Origin of the sequence: Mycobacterium simiae (assembly GCF_010727605.1) — a bacterium.
Taxonomy (GTDB): Bacteria; Actinomycetota; Actinomycetes; order Mycobacteriales; family Mycobacteriaceae; genus Mycobacterium; species Mycobacterium simiae.
On sequence record NZ_AP022568.1, the window covers coordinates 4001867 to 4018946 of the forward strand.

The window sequence follows — 17080 nt, forward strand, 5'->3', positions numbered from 1 at the left end:
GAGGTTAAGCATGGAACAGCTTTTCGACGACCTGGAGGACTTCGGCGCATTCGACGACGCCATCTCCGGTGACGTACGCGACCCGTACACCGAACTGGCCCGACTGCGCCGCGAGGAACCGGTGCAACGACTGGAGACCTCGGGCGCGCTGCCGCACGAGGAATCGTTGCCGATGTTCATCGTGTATCGCTACGAGGACGTCCAGCAGATGCTGCGCGACAACGAAACGTTCTCCTCGTCGGCGGTGATCGCCGCGTTCGGACCGGTGCTGGGGGAGCGCGTGATGCTCGGTATGGACGAACCGTTTCACGGTAGGCTGCGCTCGCTGGTGTCAAAAGCATTCTCGCAGAAGTCATTAGCCCGTTGGCAGGACGAGCTGGTAGGCCGGGTGGCCAACAGCTTGATCGACAAGTTCGCCCCTAACGGCAAGGCGGATCTGGTCAAGGAGTTCACCTTCGACTACCCGAGCCAGATCATCGCCGGGTTGTTGGGCCTGCCGGAGCAGGATTACCCGCAGTTCCAGCGGTGGTCGATCTCGCTGCTGAGCTGGTTGATGAATCCCGAACGGGGGCTGGCGGCCTCGGCAGCCCTGGGTGCCTATTTCGCCCCGATACTGCAGGCCCGCCGCGCCGAGCCCAAGGACGATTTGATCTCCGCGCTCGGCGCCGCCGAGATCGACGGGGGCAAGCTCGCCGACGAAGAGATTTTCTCGTTCCTGCGGCTACTGCTGCCGGCGGGCGTGGAGACGACGTATCGGGCGCTGGGCAGCCTGCTGCTCGGGTTGCTGTCGGACCCCGCGCAGTTGGACGCCGTCCGCGCGGACCGCTCGCTGCTGCCGCAGGTCATCGAGGAAGGGGTGCGATGGGAACCGCCCCTGCTGACCATCACCCGGGTGGCCACCCGCGACACCGAACTTGGCGGCGTGCCGATTCCGGCCGGGGCGACGGTGATGCCAATGCTGGGTTCGGCGAACCGCCAAGAGGACCGCTGGGCCGATCCGGACACGTTCAACATCCACCGACCGGCCAAGGCGAATCTGGGCTGGGGGCACGGCGTGCACGTCTGCCTCGGCATGCATCTGGCGCGCCTCGAGATGCGCACCGCGATCAACCTGTTGTTGGACCGGCTGCCGAATCTGCGGCTGGATCCCGACGGGGACGACCCGCACATCCGCGGGCAGGTGTTCCGGTCGCCGACATCGGTCCCGGTGCTGTTCGATGCCCAGCGATAGTCCGCCGCCGGCGCCGATCCGGCGTGCGGTAATCGCACGTCAAGGGCCTCGTGGGCGGAGCAGGGTTGTCAATCGGCTAGTTTCCAGTAAGGCTCTCCGCAGGGACGAGTAACAACAGATCGATTGTCAGGAGAGCTGAACAGATATGGCTGACACTGTAAAGGTCCGGTTCGAGCCGAAGATGATGATCGACGGCAAGCTCGTCGACGGCCAGGCCGGCACCTTCACCAACATCAACCCGGCCACCGAGGAGCAGCTCGGTGAGGTCGCCGACGCGTCCAAGGAGGACATGCACCGGGCGATCGACGCCGCCCGGCGGGCCTTCGACGAGACCGACTGGTCGACCAACAAGGAGCTGCGCAAGCGCTGCCTGCTGCAGCTGCACGATGCGATCGAAGAGGAGAAGGAGGAGCTGCGCGAGGAGTTGATCCTGGAGGTCGGCTCGCCCAGGGCCATCACGTTCGGACCCCAACTCGACGCTCCGCTGGAGGACGGCCTGAAGTACCCCGCGCGGCTGATCGACGAGTACGCCTGGGAGACGGACCTGGGGGACAAGGTGATCAGCCTGACCGGCACGCTGACCACGCGCAAGGTGTGGCGCGAGCCCGTCGGCGTGGTCGGCGCGATCGTGCCGTGGAACTTCCCCTTCGAAGTCACCCTCAACAAGCTGGGCCAGGCCCTGGGCACCGGCAACACCGTGGTGCTGAAGCCGGCACCCAACACGCCGTTCAACGCAACGCGGCTGGGTCGGCTGATTGCCGAAAAGACCGACATTCCAGCCGGTGTCGTCAATGTCGTCACCGCCTCGGATCATTTCGTGGGTGAAGAGCTGACGCTGTCGCCAAAGGTTGACCTGATTTCGTTCACCGGCTCTACGGTGGTCGGCAAGCGGATCATGGAGAAGGGCGCCGCCACCATGAAGCGGTTGTTCCTAGAGCTCGGCGGCAAATCGGCCACCATCGTGCTCGAGGATGCCGACTTCGGCACGGCCTGCATGGTTGGCATCGCGCCGTGCATGCACGCCGGCCAGGGTTGCGCGAACCCGACGCGGCTGCTGTTGCCGCGATCCCGCTACGACGAGGGCGTGGAGATCCTCAAGAACATCTACGACAACGTCACGTGCGGCGACCCGCAGGACCCCGCCACGCTGTGTGGCCCGGTGATCTCGCAGCGGCAGTACGACCGGGTGATGGGCTACATCCGCAAGGGTGTCGAGGAGGGTGCCACCGCGTTGGTCGGTGGTCCCGACGCCCCGACCGGCTTCGACAAGGGGTATTACGTCCGGCCAACGCTTTTCGTCAACGTCGACAACAAGATGACGATCGCGCAGGAGGAGATCTTCGGCCCGGTGCTGTCGGTGATTCCGTTCGACGACGAGGAGGACGCGATCCGAATCGCCAACGACAGCGTGTACGGGTTGGCGGGCAACGTGTTTGCCGGTTCCCTGGAGCGTGCGCTGTCGGTGACCCGCCGGATCAAGGCCGGCTTCATGGGCGTCAACGGCGGTGCCCCCTACGGTGCCGACACCCCGTTCGGGGGTTACAAGGAGAGCGGTGTGGGACGCCAGAACGGTGTCGCCGGATTCGACCAGTACACCGAGATCAAGTCCGTGGCCTACCCCGCGGTCTAGCCGGCGGCTGGTCTGCGCCGCCGTCACTGAACCAGGGATAGCCGCTCGGTTTTCCGGGCTGGCGCGTGGTGGGCAGCTGCCTGGACCGGTGGCGGCCCTGATGATGGCCGTCTTCGGCCTGTCGACTGACGCGAGCAATATCACCGGCGCTATCGGATCGCAGACCGTGTGTCGGGTCGGACGAGAGACGGATGTGACCGGTGTGGTTCGAGTCCGCGCGGGGGTCAACCGACCCCACCCCCTGCCCTGCCAACCTCTTGGTTGACAATCGAACGCAACACCGGAGTCAAAGGAGACATCACCATGCCCGAAGCCGTCATCGTTGAGGCCGTGCGCTCACCCATCGGCAAGCGCAATGGGGGTCTGTCCGGGGTGCACCCCGCCGAGCTGTCCGCACAGGTTCTCAACGGGCTGGTCACCCGGACCGGCGTCGACCCCGAAATCGTTGACGACGTCATCTGGGGCTGCGTGATGCAGGCCGGCGAGCAAGCTCTCGACATTGGCCGCACCGCCCTGCTGACCGCGGGCTGGCCGGAGAGCGTCCCGGGCGTGACCGTCGACCGCCAGTGCGGATCCAGCCAGCAGTCCATCCACTTCGCCGCCGCCGGCGTGGTCGCCGGGCACTACGACGTCGTCGTCGCCGGCGGTGTCGAGTCGATGTCGCGGACCCCGATGGGCGCGTCGCTGGCCAACGGCGGCCGACCCTACCCGGAGGCGTTCCTGGACCGCTACGACCGCCAGATCCCCAACCAGGGCCTCGGGGCCGAGATGATCGCCGAACAGTGGGGCTTCGACCGCACCACGCTCGACCAGTTCTCCCTCGACTCGCACGAAAAAGCCGCCGCCGCACAGGATTCCGGTGCGTTCGACGACCAGATCGTCGGCATTAAGGACCACGACGGTAACGTCGTGCGCAAGGACGAGGGCATCCGGCGCGGTACGCCGATGGAAAAGATGGCCTCCCTCAAGCCCGCCTTCAAGGAAGACGGCGTGATCCACGCCGGCAACTCCTCGCAGATCTCCGACGGCGCGGCTGCCCTGTTGTTCATGTCCGCGGACAAGGCGAAAGACTTGGGGCTCAAGCCAATTGCCAAGGTGCACACCGCTACCCTGGCCGGAGCCGACCCGGTCATCATGCTCACCGCCCCGATCCCGGCCACCCAGAAGGTGCTGAAGCGCTCCGGGTTGTCCATCGACGACATCGGCGCCTACGAGGTCAACGAGGCATTCGCGCCGGTTCCGCTGGCGTGGCTGAAGGACATCGGCGCCGACGAGAACAAGCTCAACCCCAACGGTGGCGCGATCGCGCTGGGCCACCCGCTCGGCGGCTCCGGGGCGCGCATCATGACTACCCTGCTATACCACATGCGGGACAAGGGAATTCGCTACGGCCTGCAGACGATGTGCGAGGGCGGCGGTCAGGCCAACGCCACCATCGTGGAGCTGCTGTGACAGACGGGAATGGCGCCGCGGCCGCGGTGTTGGTGGAACGCCGGGGCAACGTGATGGTCATTACCATCAACCGGCCCGAGGCGCGCAACGCGATCAACGCCGCGGTCAGCATCGGCGTCGGGGATGCGCTCGAAGAAGCACAACACGACCCCGACGTGCGGGCGGTGGTGCTCACCGGTTCGGGCGACAAATCGTTTTGCGCCGGAGCCGATCTCAAGGCGATCTCGCGCCGGGAGAACATCTATCACCCCGACCACGGGGAGTGGGGCTTCGCCGGATACGTCAGTCACTTCATCGACAAGCCCACCATCGCCGCGGTCAACGGCACCGCGCTGGGCGGTGGCACCGAGCTAGCGCTGGCCAGCGACCTGGTCGTCGCGCACGAGGCAGCCCAATTCGGTCTGCCCGAGGTCAAACGCGGGCTGATCGCGGCCGCCGGCGGGGTGTTCCGCATCGTCGAGCAGCTGCCCCGAAAAGTGGCGATGGAACTGCTGTTGACCGGTGAGCCGATGACGGCATCCGACGCCTGGGAGTGGGGCCTGGTGAACCAGGTCGTCAAGGAAGGCTCCGTGCTCGACGCGGCGCTGGTGTTGGCGGCGCGCATCACGGTGAACGCGCCGTTGTCGGTGCAGGCCAGCAAGCGCATCGCCTACGGTGTCGACGACGGACTGCTCACCGGCGACGAGGCAGGCTGGCGCCGCACCGCCACCGAGATGGGGACCTTGATGAGATCCGAGGACGCCAAGGAAGGACCGTTGGCGTTCGCCGAAAAGCGGGAACCGGTCTGGAAGGCGCGTTAGCGGCGTGGCGGGTCGCCACCATCGATCTAGCGTCCCAGGAGATTGACCCCGACGCGAAACATCCCGGGCACTCGCTGGCAGGCCGGCACGATGGCCCCCCGCGTCGCCCGCGGTGTGCTCGCCAGCACCACCGCCCGCGTGAGTAACCGGTAATTGCGGGTCACCCGGTGCCACGCCTTCTCGTAGGCCGCCGGCGTCTCGTTGACGATGGCGTTCACCACCGCGCCGGCCTGCTTGACGGCGAGGCTGACGCCCTCACCGGTCAGCGCGTCCTCATAGCCCGCCGCATCACCGACCAGCAGCACCCGCCCGGCGACCCGGCGCGACACCACCTGGCGCAACGGGCCGCAGCCGCGCGCGTGCCCGCGGCCGGCGCCCGCCAGATGCCGGCTCAGCCGTGGGAACCACGCCAGGTCGGGCCGGCCCTGCGACAGGATCGCCACCCCCACCAGGTCGGGTTCCACCGGCGTCACGTACGCCTCACCCAGCCGCGACCAATAGACCTCGACGAACTCCGACCACGGCGGCACCGTGAAATGCCAACGCACGCCGTAGCGTCGCGGCGTTCCGGCGGTCGCCTTGATGCCGACCGCGCGCCGGACCGCCGAGTGCAGCCCATCGGCGCCCACCAGGTACCTCGCCCGCACCCCGGCGGCGGTGACGCCGTGTGCGTCCTGCTGCACGTCGGTCACCTTGGCCCGAATCCATTCGGTGTCTTGCTCTTTGGCGCGGGCCTGCATGGCCGCGTGCAGGGTGGTGCGACGCACCCCGCGGCCCGACCCGGTGCGAAACAGCGCCTCGGCGCGGCGCTGCTCGCTGACATAGGCGATGCCGCGGAACGGCATGCCGACCGGATCGACCCCGAGCGAGGTGAGTTCGGCCAGACCGCCGGGCATCAGGCCCTCTCCGCACGCCTTGTCGATCGGGTCCGCGCGCGGCTCGACCACGATCACTGACAGCCCGTGCCGGCGCGCCTGCAGGGCGGTCGCCAGGCCGCCGGGGCCGCCACCGACGATCAGCAGGTCGGCGTCATAGGACATGAGCGCCGCTCCTCCTCATCGCTTTGCTCTGCATCGTCGACGGCGCGGCCGGACATGAGCGCCGCTCCTCCTCATCGCTTTGCTCTGCATCGTCGACGGCGCGGCCGGACATGAGCGCCGTTCCTCCTCATCGCTTTGCTCTGCATCGTCGACGGCGCGGCCGGACATGAGCGCCGTTCCTCCTCATCGCTCTGCTCTGCATCGTCGACGGCGCGGCTGCTCATGTGTATCCCAGCGCGGAATTTTCCACCCGGATGCGCACACTGAGCAAAATCGCGTTGGCGACGGTGAACGTGGCCGCGGTTAGCCACGCGGTGTGGATCAGCGGCAGCGCGAACCCTTCGGCCACCACCGCAACATAGTTCGGGTGGTGAAGAAACCGGTAGGGCCCCCGCCGCACCAGGGGCGCCTCCGGCAACACGATCACCCGGGTGTTCCACCGCCGACCCAGCGTGCCGATGCACCACCAGCGCAGCACCTGACTCAGCGCCGCCACCGCGAGCATCGGCCAGCCCAGCCAGGGCAGGAACGGCCGGTGCAGTGCCAGCGGTTCGACCACACAGCCGACCAGCAGGGCACTGTGGATGACGACCATCACGACGTAGTGCGGTCGCCCAAATTCCCTGGCGCCCTGGGCAAAAGACCACTCGGCGTTGCGGTTGGACAGCACCAGCTCGACTATGCGCTCCAGCCCGACAACCAGGATCAGCAGGTAGTACATGTCTACAGTCTGTACCAGTGCTACCACTTCAACAGCACGAGTTCGGAGCAGAAACCCGGACCCATCGCGATCATCAGGCCGAGCGAGCCCGGGGCCGGCGGTTCGGCCACGTTCGCCCGAAGCACGTCCAGGACCGATACTGACGACAGGTTCCCGTTGAGCCGCAACGAGTTTCGCGTGTGATCGAGAGCGTCGGCCGGCAACTCGAGCTCTTCTTCCACTGCCTCGATGACCGCCGGACCGCCCGGGTGGCAGACCCATGTCGAGATGTCCGAGGGCGTCAAACCGTGATCGGCGAGGAACTTGCGGACGTCGTCGCCCAGGTATTGCTTGGCGACGTTGACCACATCGGCGGACAACACGATCTTGAAGCCGTCGCTGCCGATATCCCAGCCCATGACGCCCTGGGTGTCTGGATACATCCGGCTGCGCGTATCCAGCACCCGGGGACCGCTGGTGGTTTCCGAGTAATTGGCACCCTTGATGACAACCGCGCCGGCGCCGTCGCCGAACAGGCTGGTAGCGACCGTATTGGCCACCGAATGGTCGTTACGTTGAATCGTCAGCGTGCACAGTTCGACCGCCAGCAACACCGCGACATGGTCGGGGAACGCCCTCAAGTAGTCGTGCACCCGGGCGACTCCGGCCGCCCCCGCAACGCAACCCAGACCGAACATGGGGATGCGCTTGACGTCCTGGCGCAGCCCCACCCGGTGCGCCAGCCGTGCCTCCAGCGACGGGACCGCGAGCCCGGTGACCGTCGTCGAAAACACGATGTCCACGTCTTCGGGCCTGACATTGGCCTGATCGAGCGCGGCGCGCAACGCCCGCTCGCCCAATTCCAGTGCGACCTCGATATAGGCCTCGTTCGCCTCGCTGAAACCGGTCAGCTGCTCCATCCGGTCCATCGAGATCGCCAGATGCCGATGCTCGACACCGGCCGACAGCGCAAAGCGTCGAAAGTGTTCCCCCATAACGCCACTCAGTCGGTCGATCAGTTCTTCCTGCGGATGGTAGTGCTGCGGAAACTGCACAGATACTGCTGCGATTGTTGGATCCTCGCTGGCCGTGGTCGTAAAGCCCACGCGCGTGGCATTTCCCCCTGTTTTTTCGTTCATGAACTTAGTTACGGTGCCCTAACTCAATTGGTTCAACCCATCCCGGTTTAGGCGCGGTGCTGCGGGCTAGGGTCAGATGTATGCGGATTTTGGTCACCGGCGCGACGGGCTACGTGGGATCGAGACTGGTCGCGGAACTGCTGGAACACCAACACCAGGTGGTGACGGCGAGCCGAAACCCGAAGCGGCTCAATCGGTTCGGTTGGTTCGACGACGTCGCTCCGGTGCGCCTGGACGCATCGGATCCGGCGTCGGCGCAGGCGGCGATGGACGCTGCTGGCCCGGTCGACGTGGTGTATTACCTGGTCCACGCCATCGGGCAGCCGGACTTCAGGGAGGCAGACCGGGCCGCGGCCGCCAATGTCGCGGCGGCCGCCCGGGACGCCGGGGTGCGACGCATCGTCTACCTGGGCGGGTTCGTGCCCGCTGACGAGGCACTCTCCGATCATTTGGCCAGCCGCGCCGAGGTTGCCGAGGCGCTGACCATCCCCGACGGCCCGGAGCTGGTGTGGCTGGGCGCGGCCGTGATCATCGGCGCCGGGTCCACGTCGTTCGAGATGATGCGCTACGTCGGTGACCGATTCCCGCTGATCCCGGCCCCGAGCTGGATGGAAAACCCGATCGACCCGATCTCGATCCGGGATGCGCTGCACTATCTGGTCGCCGCGGCAGATCCCGAACTCGTCCCGGCGGGGGCCTACGACATCGCCGGTCCGGACACCACGTCCTACCGGGACCTACTCAAGGCGTATGCGCGGGTCTCTGGCCGGTGGCACGCCTCGCTGCCGGTCGGTCGCGTCGACACCTCGTTGGCGTCGCTGATCACCGGGCTTGCCTTGCCGGTGCCGCCCGGGCTGGCCGGCGACCTGGTGGAGTCGCTCGATCATCCAATGCTGGCGTCGGCCGCCGGGCTGCGCGAACGGGTGCCCGACCCGCCCGGCGGCCTGCTGGGTGTCGAGGACGCCATCTCGCTGGCCTTGGCCGGGGCGGCGCGCGGCCGGCCGCGGCCGGTCAACGAGCTGGCCGACCCCCACGATCTCGCCGACACCGACCCCGCTTGGGCAGGCGGGGACGCCCTGCGGATCCGCCGGCTGGCCAGGGCCATCACACCGCCCATCGCCCGGCCCACCCTGAAGCTGGTCAACAGTGTTCCGGGCCCGCTAGCCGGAGCCGTGCGAACCAGCCTGGACATCCTGCTCACCCTGACCCCGAAGGTCCGTCCGGCATGAGCCAGCAGGCCAGCCCGTACCACACCAGTGTGTTCTCCGAGCTGCGTCAAGCCGTCACCAATGTTGCTGTGCCACACCATGAACCGCCGTCGCTGGTGCGGCGGCGGCGCGTCGTCGTCGCGATTACTTTGGTAGCTGGCGCGGCGGTGCTCGGCTACTCGTTGCGGCGTCTGCCCGGCGAATCGAGTTTCTACTGGCTCACCCTGGTGCTGGCCGCGGTGTGGGTCGTCGGCGCGTTCTGCTCCGGTCCGCTGCATCTGGGCGGTATCTGCTGGCGTGGCCGTAATCAGCGGCCGGTGATCAGCGGCACGCTGATCGGCCTGGGTCTGGGCGGTGTGTTCGTCGTCGGCGGACTGATCGCCCGCCAGATTCCCGCCGTCGCGGCACTGATCACCCGGGTGCTGCAGTACGCCCACCACGGATCGTTTTGGCTGGTCGTGTTGATCACCCTGATCAACGGCGTCGCCGAGGAACTGTTCTTCCGTGGCGCCCTGTACACCGCGCTGGGCCGGTTCGCGCCATTGACGATCTCGACCCTGCTGTACCTCGCCGTGACTCTGGCCAGCGGCAATCCGATGCTCGGCTTCGCCGCGATCATCCTCGGCACGATCTGCGCTTTGGAGCGCCGCGCCAGCGGGGGCGTCCTAGCGCCGGCGCTGACCCACTTCTTCTGGGGTCTGATCATGGTGTTGGTGTTGCCGCCGATGTTCGGCGTCTAGCTCTGGGCCGCCCCGACGACGTTGCGCACCAGGGTCGCCAACGCGACGGTGTGCAGCGGCCGGGCGATAAGCCAGTAGAGCCGCCCGCGCACGCCGGCCGGTACGAAGATCGCCCGCTGCGTGTACCTGCTGCCGCCGCCGTCCTGCGGCGTGACCGTCATCTCCAGCCAGGCGGTCCCGCGGGTGCGGAATCGGGAGCGCAGCCGCAGCCGGGTCCCGGGCTCCCGCTCCGCCACGGTCCAGCGACCGTTGCTCGACGCGGCGTGTTCTGCTGCGGCCCAGACATCCTCGGGTGTCGCGGCGGTTGTCGCCGTTCGCACGTCGGTGTAGACGACCCCACCCGCCCAGGCCGGGTCGCTGGGCAGTGGCTCGGCCGGTTCGGCATGCGACGATGCCCAGCTGGCGTCGGGCAGCCCGCGCGCCGCCCGGTTGAGCGACAGCGACACGGCTCGGCGGTAGGGGGTGAGACCTTCCGGCGGCGGCGTGATGATGGTGTCGATGTCCGAATTGCCCATCACCGCATCGCATTCCAGCGATTCAATCAGCGGTCGGGCCAAGCCGGACGGGATCGGGGTCACCGTCCCCACCCACAGGCTGGCGATTGACGGCGTCAAAAACGGCAGCACGAACAGGTAACGTCGGTGCAGGCCCGCGACTTCGGCGTAAACCCGCATCATGTCGCCGTACTCCAGCACGTCGGGACCGCCGATATCCCAGGTCCGCGACGAGGGCACCGGAGCCGTTGCCGCGGCGACGAGGTAGTAGAGCACGTCGCGCACCGCGATGGGCTGGATCCGATTGTGCACCCACTTCGGTGTGGTCATCACCGGCAGCCGGTCGGTCAGGTGGCGGATCATTTCGAACGACGCCGATCCCGACCCGATGACCACACCGGCCTGCAGCACCACCGTCTCGATTCCCGATTCGAGGAGCGCCTCGCCCACCGCCTTGCGCGACGCCAGATGGGGCGACAGGGCGCGGCCCTGCGGATGCAGCCCGCTTAGGTACACGATCCGCCGGACCCCGGTGCGTCGCGCTGCCGTCACGACGTTGCGGACCGAGCGGCGCTCCTCCTCGGTGAAATCCTTCGATGTTCCCATCGAATGGACCAGGTAGTACACGACGTCCATCCCGTGGCAGGCCTCGATCAACGAATCGACGTTGCTGAGATCCCCGCGGGCTACCTCCACCTGCTCGCGCCAGGGCACCTCCGCCAGCTTGCTCGGCGTACGGGCCAGTGTTCGCACGCGGTGGCCTTCGTCGAGCAGCCGCGGCACCAGGCGGGCGCCGATGTAGCCGGTCGCCCCGGTCACCAGGCAGCGCAGCGGTTCGTTCATCGTTGCCTCCCTCGACTGACGTCAGGAAGGATTGCCGCTTCGGCGGCGACTAAGCGTCTAGCGATCGGTGAAGTTCGGCGCGCGGCGCTCCTGGAACGCCGTTGCGCCTTCCCGTAAGTCGGCCGATCGCAACAAGATCGACTGCCCTCGATACTCACGGTCCAGCGTGGCATCGAGCTCAGCCAGGGTGGCCGCATTGATCGCATCCTTAGTCTTGGCGAACGCCACGACCGGGCCGCGAAGCAACGTCGAAATCACCTTGTCCACGTGGGCGTCGAAGTCCTCGGCCGGGTAGACCGCGGTAACCAGGCCTGCGGCGAACGCCTCGGCCGCCGAGAGCCGTTCGGCCAGCAGCGCCATCCGCATCGCGCGGATCCGGCCGATCGCCGCCGCGACCAACGCCGAGGCGCCGCCGTCGGGCATCAGTCCGATCTTGGTGAAGGCAAGCATGAAAAATGCTGTCTCCGAAGCCAATACGATGTCGCAGGCCAAGGCGATGGAAACGCCGACACCCGCGGCTGGTCCCTGCACGACGGCGACCACCGGGTGCGGCAGCGCGGTGATGGCGCGGATCAGCCGGTTGACTTCCACAATGATCTCGTCCGGCGGAACACCGCCGCCGCCGGACATGTCGTCGGCGCTGATCCCTGCCCCAGAGCAGAACCCGCGGCCGGCGCCGCCCAACCGCACCACTTGCACGCGCGGGTCGGTGGCCGCGCTTTCCATCGTGTCGGCAAGCCCGGCGATCACCGGAGCGGTGAGCGAGTTCAGACTGTCCGGCCGGTTGATGGTCACCGACAGCACGCCGTCGGACAGGTTGACCGCCAGGTCGGCGGTGGAAGTCGGGAAGTCGAGCGTCGATTCCGGCATGGCCTCACCCTAACCACCGGTTGGGCGACCGGGCTGCGCGGCCGCCGAGCTCGGCTGCGAAGATGCCAAAGGGTTCGCACGCGTCAGCGCAGACGGAAGGTTGGTGGGCATCATGGCCGGACCGCTCAAGGGGCTTCGGGTAGTGGAACTGGCCGGCATCGGGCCGGGGCCGCACGCCGCCATGATTCTGGGAGATCTGGGTGCGGACGTGGTGCGCATCGACCGGCCCGCCAAAGGTCCTGACGGCGTCGCCAAGGACGCCATGATGCGCAACCGGCGAGTGGTGACCGCCGACCTGAAGTCCGACGAAGGGCGCGAACTCGTGCTCAAGTTGATCGCCAAGGCCGATGTACTGATCGAGGGCTACCGCCCCGGCGTCACCGAGCGGTTGGGTCTGGGACCCGAGGACTGCGCCAAGATCAACGACCGGTTGGTCTACGCACGGATGACCGGCTGGGGCCAGACCGGTCCGCGCAGCCAGCAGGCGGGCCACGACATCAACTACATCTCGCTGAACGGCATCCTGCACGCCATCGGTCGGGTGAACGAACGGCCGGTCCCGCCGCTGAACCTGGTCGGCGATTTCGGCGGCGGTTCGATGTTCCTGCTGCTCGGCATCCTGTCGGCGCTGTGGGAACGGCAGAGCTCCGGCAAGGGGCAGGTCGTCGACGCGGCGATGGTCGACGGCTCGAGCGTGCTGGTCCAAATGATGTGGCAGATGCGGGCCTCCGGAATGTGGACGGACGCGCGCGGCACCAACCTGCTCGACGGCGGCGCGCCCTACTACGACACCTACGAGTGCGCCGACGGGCGCCATGTCGCGGTCGGCGCCATCGAGCCGCAGTTCTACGCCGCCATGCTGGCCGGGCTGGGTCTGGACGGGGCCGACCTGCCCGGACAGAACGACGTCAGCCGCTGGCCCGAGCTGCGCGCCGTACTGACCGAGAAGTTCGCCAGTCAGGACCGCGATCACTGGGCCAAGGTGTTTGCCGACTCCGACGCGTGCGTGACCCCGGTGCTGGCGTTTGGCGAGGTCCACACCGAGCCCCACATCACCGAGCGCAACACCTTCTACGACGTGGACGGCGGTCTGCAGCCACGACCGGCGCCGCGGTTCTCCCGCACCGCCCCGGACACACCACGGCCCGCGGCACCGGTGACCGACGCCGCGGACGTGCTCAACGACTGGGTATAGTTCCCAACCAACAAGTTGGTCGGCAATACGACGAAAGGACCTGCATGGAGATCAAAGACGCCGTCGCCGTCGTCACCGGGGGTGCCTCGGGGCTGGGTTTGGCCACGACCAAGCGGCTGCTCGATCGCGGTGCCCAGGTCGTGGTCATCGACCTGCGCGGCGAGGAAGCGGTCCGCGAGCTCGGTGAGCGTGCCCGCTTTTGCCAAGCCGACGTTACCGATGAGGCCGCCGTCGGCAAAGCCCTGGACACGGCGGAGGCGATGGGCCCGCTGCGGATCAACGTCAACTGCGCCGGGATCGGTAACGCCATCAAAACGCTGTCCAAGGACGGCCCGTTTCCGCTGGACGGCTTCAAGAAGGTCGTCAATGTCAACCTGATCGGCACCTTCAACGTGCTACGGCTGGCCGCCGAACGGATCGCCAAGACCCAACCGATCGGTCCCGAAACCAGCCCGGAACGCGGTGTCATCATCAACACCGCCTCCGTGGCGGCCTTCGAAGGTCAGATCGGCCAGGCCGCCTACTCCGCATCCAAGGGTGGTGTCGTCGGAATGACACTACCCATCGCCCGCGACCTGTCCCGCGAGCTGATTCGCGTAGTGACCATCGCGCCCGGATTGTTCAAGACGCCGCTGCTGGGCTCGCTGCCCGAGGAGGCGCAGGCGTCGCTGGGCAAGCAGGTCCCGCACCCCGCCCGGCTCGGCGACCCCGACGAGTACGGTGCCCTGGCCGTGCACATCGTGGAGAACCCCATGCTCAACGGCGAGGTGATCCGCCTCGACGGCGCCATCCGGATGGCCCCGCGCTGACGGGCCGATTAGCCACTCAAAACGAAGAGCCCGAGCACACAGAAACCCCCGCCACGGCGGGGGTTTCTGTGTGCTAACAAGATCAATGCGATCGGTGGAACCAACGTGAGACTGAGGGTTCGGCCATCAGTAGCCGGGCGAGCAAGCTCATGATGATCAGCTCGCGTTGGGAAGCGGGTGCCAGTCTTCAAGCTGCTCGGAGGTCTCGCCTTCCACCAGCACGTCGCCGTGGTAGAGGGCCTCGAAGTCAACCTTGATGACGTCTGCGCTGAAGTCGTCGATCCACATGACACTGAGCCTAAGAGCAACCATTAAGGATTCATTGAGTCACGATTCGGAAAATTGTGGCAATTTACTCGCGAGTAGGGTTCTCGGCGGTCGGCACCCATTTTCGGGTCGTGAGCAGCTTATATAGCGCTTGATTTTCTAGCCGGACTCTTAATCTTCACGGGTTTGAAACCCCGTCGAACCAGACCGGGTCCTGCGCCGTACCACCAAGAGGAGTTGTTTGACACCTGTCACTTACCGGGTCTAGGTTACCGCGAATATGGTGCGCGCCCCGCGGGACCGCGACCGGGGGAGGAAGCATAGATGCTGCCAAGGATCGCTCGGTTGGCCATCGCCGCACCGCGTCGCATCATCGCGGTCGGGATCCTGGTGTTCGTCGCCGCGGCGATCTTCGGCCTCCCGGTCGCCCAGCGCCTGGCGCCCGGCGGCTTCCAAGATCCCAACTCGGAATCCGCGCGGGCTATCACGGCGCTGACCGACAAGTTCGGGCAGAGCGGGCAGCAAATGTTGATCCTGGTGACCGCGCCCCAAGGAGCCCGCAGCGACCAGGCCCGCAAGGTCGGCGGCGACCTCGTGAACGAGCTGACGCATTCGCCGTTGGTCTACAACGTGTCCTCGCCGTGGACCGCCCCGGCGGCCGCCGCCGCCGATCTGATCAGCAAAGACGGCAAGTCCGGCCTGATCGTGGTCAACCTCAAGGGCGGGGAGACCAACGCGCAGAACAACGCCCAAACCCTGGCGGATCGCTTCGTTCACGATCGCGACGGCGTGACGGTGCGCGCCGGTGGATCGGCGATGCAGTACGCCCAGATCAACACCCAAAACCAGGCCGATTTGCTGGTAATGGAGATGATCGCGCTGCCGCTCAGCTTCCTGGTGCTCATCTGGGTCTTCGGCGGGCTGGTTGCCGCGGCGTTGCCGATGGCACTTGGCGCGCTCGCCGTCGTCGGCTCGATGTCGGTGCTGCGGCTGGTCACCTATACCGCCGAAGTGTCGATCTTCGCGCTCAACCTGAGCACCGCGATGGGCCTGGCGTTGGCGATCGACTACACCCTGTTGATCGTCAGCCGCTACCGCGACGAGCTGGCCGAGGGCAGCGACCGGGAGGAGGCGCTGATCCGGACCATGGCGACCTCGGGGCGCACGGTGCTGTTCTCCGCCGTGACGGTCGCGCTGTCGATGTCGGCGACGGTGCTGTTCCCGATGTACTTCCTCAAATCCTTCGCCTACGCCGGCGTTGCGACCGTCGCATTCGTCGCGATTGCGTCGATCGTGATCACCCCGGCCGCGATCGTGCTGCTGGGGCCGCGACTGGACGCGCTGGACGCGCGCAAGCTGGTGCGGCGCATCGTGCGCCGACCCGAGCCCGGCCACAAGCCGGTCGAGCAGCTGTTCTGGTACCGGTCCAGCAAGTTCGTCATGCGTCGCTGGCTGCCGATCGGGGCGGCCGTCATCGCGTTGCTGTTGCTGCTCGGAGCTCCGTTCCTCCAGGTGACCTGGGGCTTCCCCGATGATCGGGTGCTGCCGCAGTCGTCGTCGTCACATCAGGTCGGCGACCAGCTGCGTACCAACTTCGCGCACGATTCGGCCACCTCGGTACCGATCGTCATCCCGGACGCGCGCGGCGTCAGCCCGGCCGACCTCGACACCTACGCCGCCGGCCTGTCGCGGGTGCCCGACGTGTCGGCGGTCTCGGCACCGAGCGCAACGTTCGTCAACGGTAACCGGGTCGGGCCGCCCGCGGCCGCCGCCGGATTGGCCGACGGCAGCGCGTTTTTGACCGTCAACAGTTCGGCGCCACTGTTTTCCACGGCGTCCGACGTCCAGCTCAAACGGTTGCATCAGGTGCCCGGGCCCGCGGGCCGCGCGGTCGAGATGGCCGGCGTCGCGCAGGTCAACCGGGACAGTGTCGACGCGGTGACCGACCGGCTGCCGACGGTGCTAGGCGTGATGGCCGCGATCACCTTCGTGTTGCTGTTCCTGCTGACCGGCAGCGTGGTACTGCCCGTGAAGGCGTTGATGTGCAACGTCTTATCGCTGACGGCGGCGTTCGGGGCGCTGGTATGGATTTTCCAGGATGGCCATCTGGGCGCGCTGGGGACGACGCCCAGCGGCACCTTGGTCGCCAACATGCCGGTGCTGTTGTTCTGCATCGCGTTCGGCTTGTCGATGGACTACGAAGTGTTCCTGATCTCCCGGATCCGGGAGTACTGGCTGCAGTACCGGCCGACCCTGTCGACCGCCAAGGCGGCCCACGCGGCCAACGACGAGGCGGTGGCGCATGGCGTGGCCCGCACCGGCCGAGTCATCACCGCGGCCGCGCTGGTGATGTCGATGTCGTTCGCCGCGCTGATCGCCGCGCATGTGTCGTTCATGCGGATGTTCGGGCTGGGTCTGACGCTGGCGGTGTTCGCGGACGCGACCCTGGTGCGGATGGTCCTGGTCCCGGCGTTCATGCATGTGATGGGCCGGTGGAACTGGTGGGCGCCCCGGCCGCTGATGTGGTTGCACGAGCGATTCGGCATCAGCGAGGGGCCCGCTGAACCCGCGCCGGTCCCCGAGCCGCCCATCCCGGTGCAGCACAACGGTCATCCGGTGAGCGAATCGGTGACGAAAATCGGGGGTTGAGGATCGGCTCACG

Annotated in this window: 15 protein-coding genes; 9 read left to right on the plus strand and 6 right to left on the minus strand. The window is 67.1% G+C overall.

Features of this window, described 5'->3' with window-relative positions:
- The first annotated feature begins 10 nt into the window (after positions 1-10).
- The 4 genes from G6N33_RS18795 to G6N33_RS18810 all read left to right on the plus strand — a co-directional run bounded on the left by G6N33_RS18795 (position 11) and on the right by G6N33_RS18810 (position 5113).
- Positions 11-1231, plus strand: coding sequence for a cytochrome P450 (locus G6N33_RS18795; RefSeq protein ID WP_044507603.1), 1221 nt, complete (start codon positions 11-13; stop codon positions 1229-1231).
- A gap of 145 nt (positions 1232-1376) precedes the next feature.
- Positions 1377-2861, plus strand: a complete 1485-nt coding sequence (locus G6N33_RS18800; protein ID WP_044507601.1) for an aldehyde dehydrogenase family protein — start codon at positions 1377-1379, stop codon at positions 2859-2861.
- A 303-nt stretch (positions 2862-3164) separates the two neighbouring features.
- Entirely contained in the window at positions 3165-4313 is a 1149-nt protein-coding gene (locus tag G6N33_RS18805) for a thiolase family protein (RefSeq protein ID WP_044512218.1), read from the plus strand.
- The gene (locus G6N33_RS18810) at positions 4310-5113 is read left to right on the plus strand and encodes a crotonase/enoyl-CoA hydratase family protein (protein ID WP_081662044.1); all 804 of its coding nucleotides are present in this window, start codon (positions 4310-4312) and stop codon (positions 5111-5113) included. The genes G6N33_RS18805 and G6N33_RS18810 overlap by 4 nt, the downstream gene beginning before the upstream one ends.
- A 26-nt stretch (positions 5114-5139) precedes the next feature.
- On the opposite strand, the gene G6N33_RS18815 is transcribed toward G6N33_RS18810, so the two are convergent.
- The 3 genes from G6N33_RS18815 to G6N33_RS18825 all read right to left on the minus strand — a co-directional run bounded on the left by G6N33_RS18815 (position 5140) and on the right by G6N33_RS18825 (position 7992).
- Positions 5140-6153 (minus strand): NAD(P)/FAD-dependent oxidoreductase, encoded by a 1014-nt coding sequence (locus G6N33_RS18815; protein WP_101528251.1) that lies wholly within the window; start codon positions 6151-6153, stop codon positions 5140-5142.
- A 220-nt stretch (positions 6154-6373) separates the two neighbouring features.
- Entirely contained in the window at positions 6374-6874 is a 501-nt protein-coding gene (locus G6N33_RS18820; protein WP_044507599.1) for an isoprenylcysteine carboxyl methyltransferase family protein, read from the minus strand.
- Between the two features lie 20 nt (positions 6875-6894).
- Entirely contained in the window at positions 6895-7992 is a 1098-nt protein-coding gene (locus G6N33_RS18825; RefSeq protein ID WP_044507596.1) for a type III polyketide synthase, read from the minus strand.
- A gap of 80 nt (positions 7993-8072) precedes the next feature.
- Here G6N33_RS18825 and G6N33_RS18830 point away from each other — a divergent pair, with 80 nt between their 5' ends.
- On the plus strand, positions 8073-9221 hold the full coding sequence (locus G6N33_RS18830; protein ID WP_101528253.1) for an NAD(P)H-binding protein: 1149 nt from the start codon (positions 8073-8075) through the stop codon (positions 9219-9221).
- Positions 9218-9940, plus strand: coding sequence for a CPBP family intramembrane glutamic endopeptidase (locus tag G6N33_RS18835; protein ID WP_044507592.1), 723 nt, complete (start codon positions 9218-9220; stop codon positions 9938-9940). Before G6N33_RS18830 ends, G6N33_RS18835 begins: the two co-directional genes overlap by 4 nt.
- Here the strand turns inward: G6N33_RS18835 and G6N33_RS18840 are convergent.
- Both G6N33_RS18840 and G6N33_RS18845 read right to left on the minus strand, forming a co-directional pair.
- A complete protein-coding gene (locus tag G6N33_RS18840; protein WP_044507590.1) occupies positions 9937-11277 on the minus strand; it encodes a DUF2867 domain-containing protein in 1341 nt (446 codons plus the stop codon). The genes G6N33_RS18835 and G6N33_RS18840 overlap by 4 nt on opposite strands.
- A 57-nt stretch (positions 11278-11334) precedes the next feature.
- Complete coding sequence (locus tag G6N33_RS18845) at positions 11335-12147, minus strand: enoyl-CoA hydratase (RefSeq protein WP_044507588.1); 813 nt, start codon at positions 12145-12147, stop codon at positions 11335-11337.
- Positions 12148-12259: 112 nt separating this feature from the next.
- On the opposite strand from G6N33_RS18845, the gene G6N33_RS18850 reads away from it, so the two are divergent.
- Both G6N33_RS18850 and G6N33_RS18855 read left to right on the plus strand, forming a co-directional pair.
- A complete protein-coding gene (locus G6N33_RS18850) occupies positions 12260-13342 on the plus strand; it encodes a CaiB/BaiF CoA transferase family protein (protein ID WP_044512211.1) in 1083 nt (360 codons plus the stop codon).
- Positions 13343-13386: 44 nt separating this feature from the next.
- Positions 13387-14151 (plus strand): 3-hydroxyacyl-CoA dehydrogenase, encoded by a 765-nt coding sequence (locus G6N33_RS18855; RefSeq protein WP_044507587.1) that lies wholly within the window; start codon positions 13387-13389, stop codon positions 14149-14151.
- A gap of 156 nt (positions 14152-14307) precedes the next feature.
- Here G6N33_RS18855 and G6N33_RS27770 read toward each other — a convergent pair whose 3' ends face one another.
- Positions 14308-14439 (minus strand): hypothetical protein, encoded by a 132-nt coding sequence (locus G6N33_RS27770; protein ID WP_101528271.1) that lies wholly within the window; start codon positions 14437-14439, stop codon positions 14308-14310.
- A gap of 303 nt (positions 14440-14742) precedes the next feature.
- On the opposite strand from G6N33_RS27770, the gene G6N33_RS18860 reads away from it, so the two are divergent.
- On the plus strand, positions 14743-17067 hold the full coding sequence (locus G6N33_RS18860; RefSeq protein WP_044507585.1) for an MMPL family transporter: 2325 nt from the start codon (positions 14743-14745) through the stop codon (positions 17065-17067).
- The last annotated feature ends 13 nt before the right edge of the window (positions 17068-17080 follow it).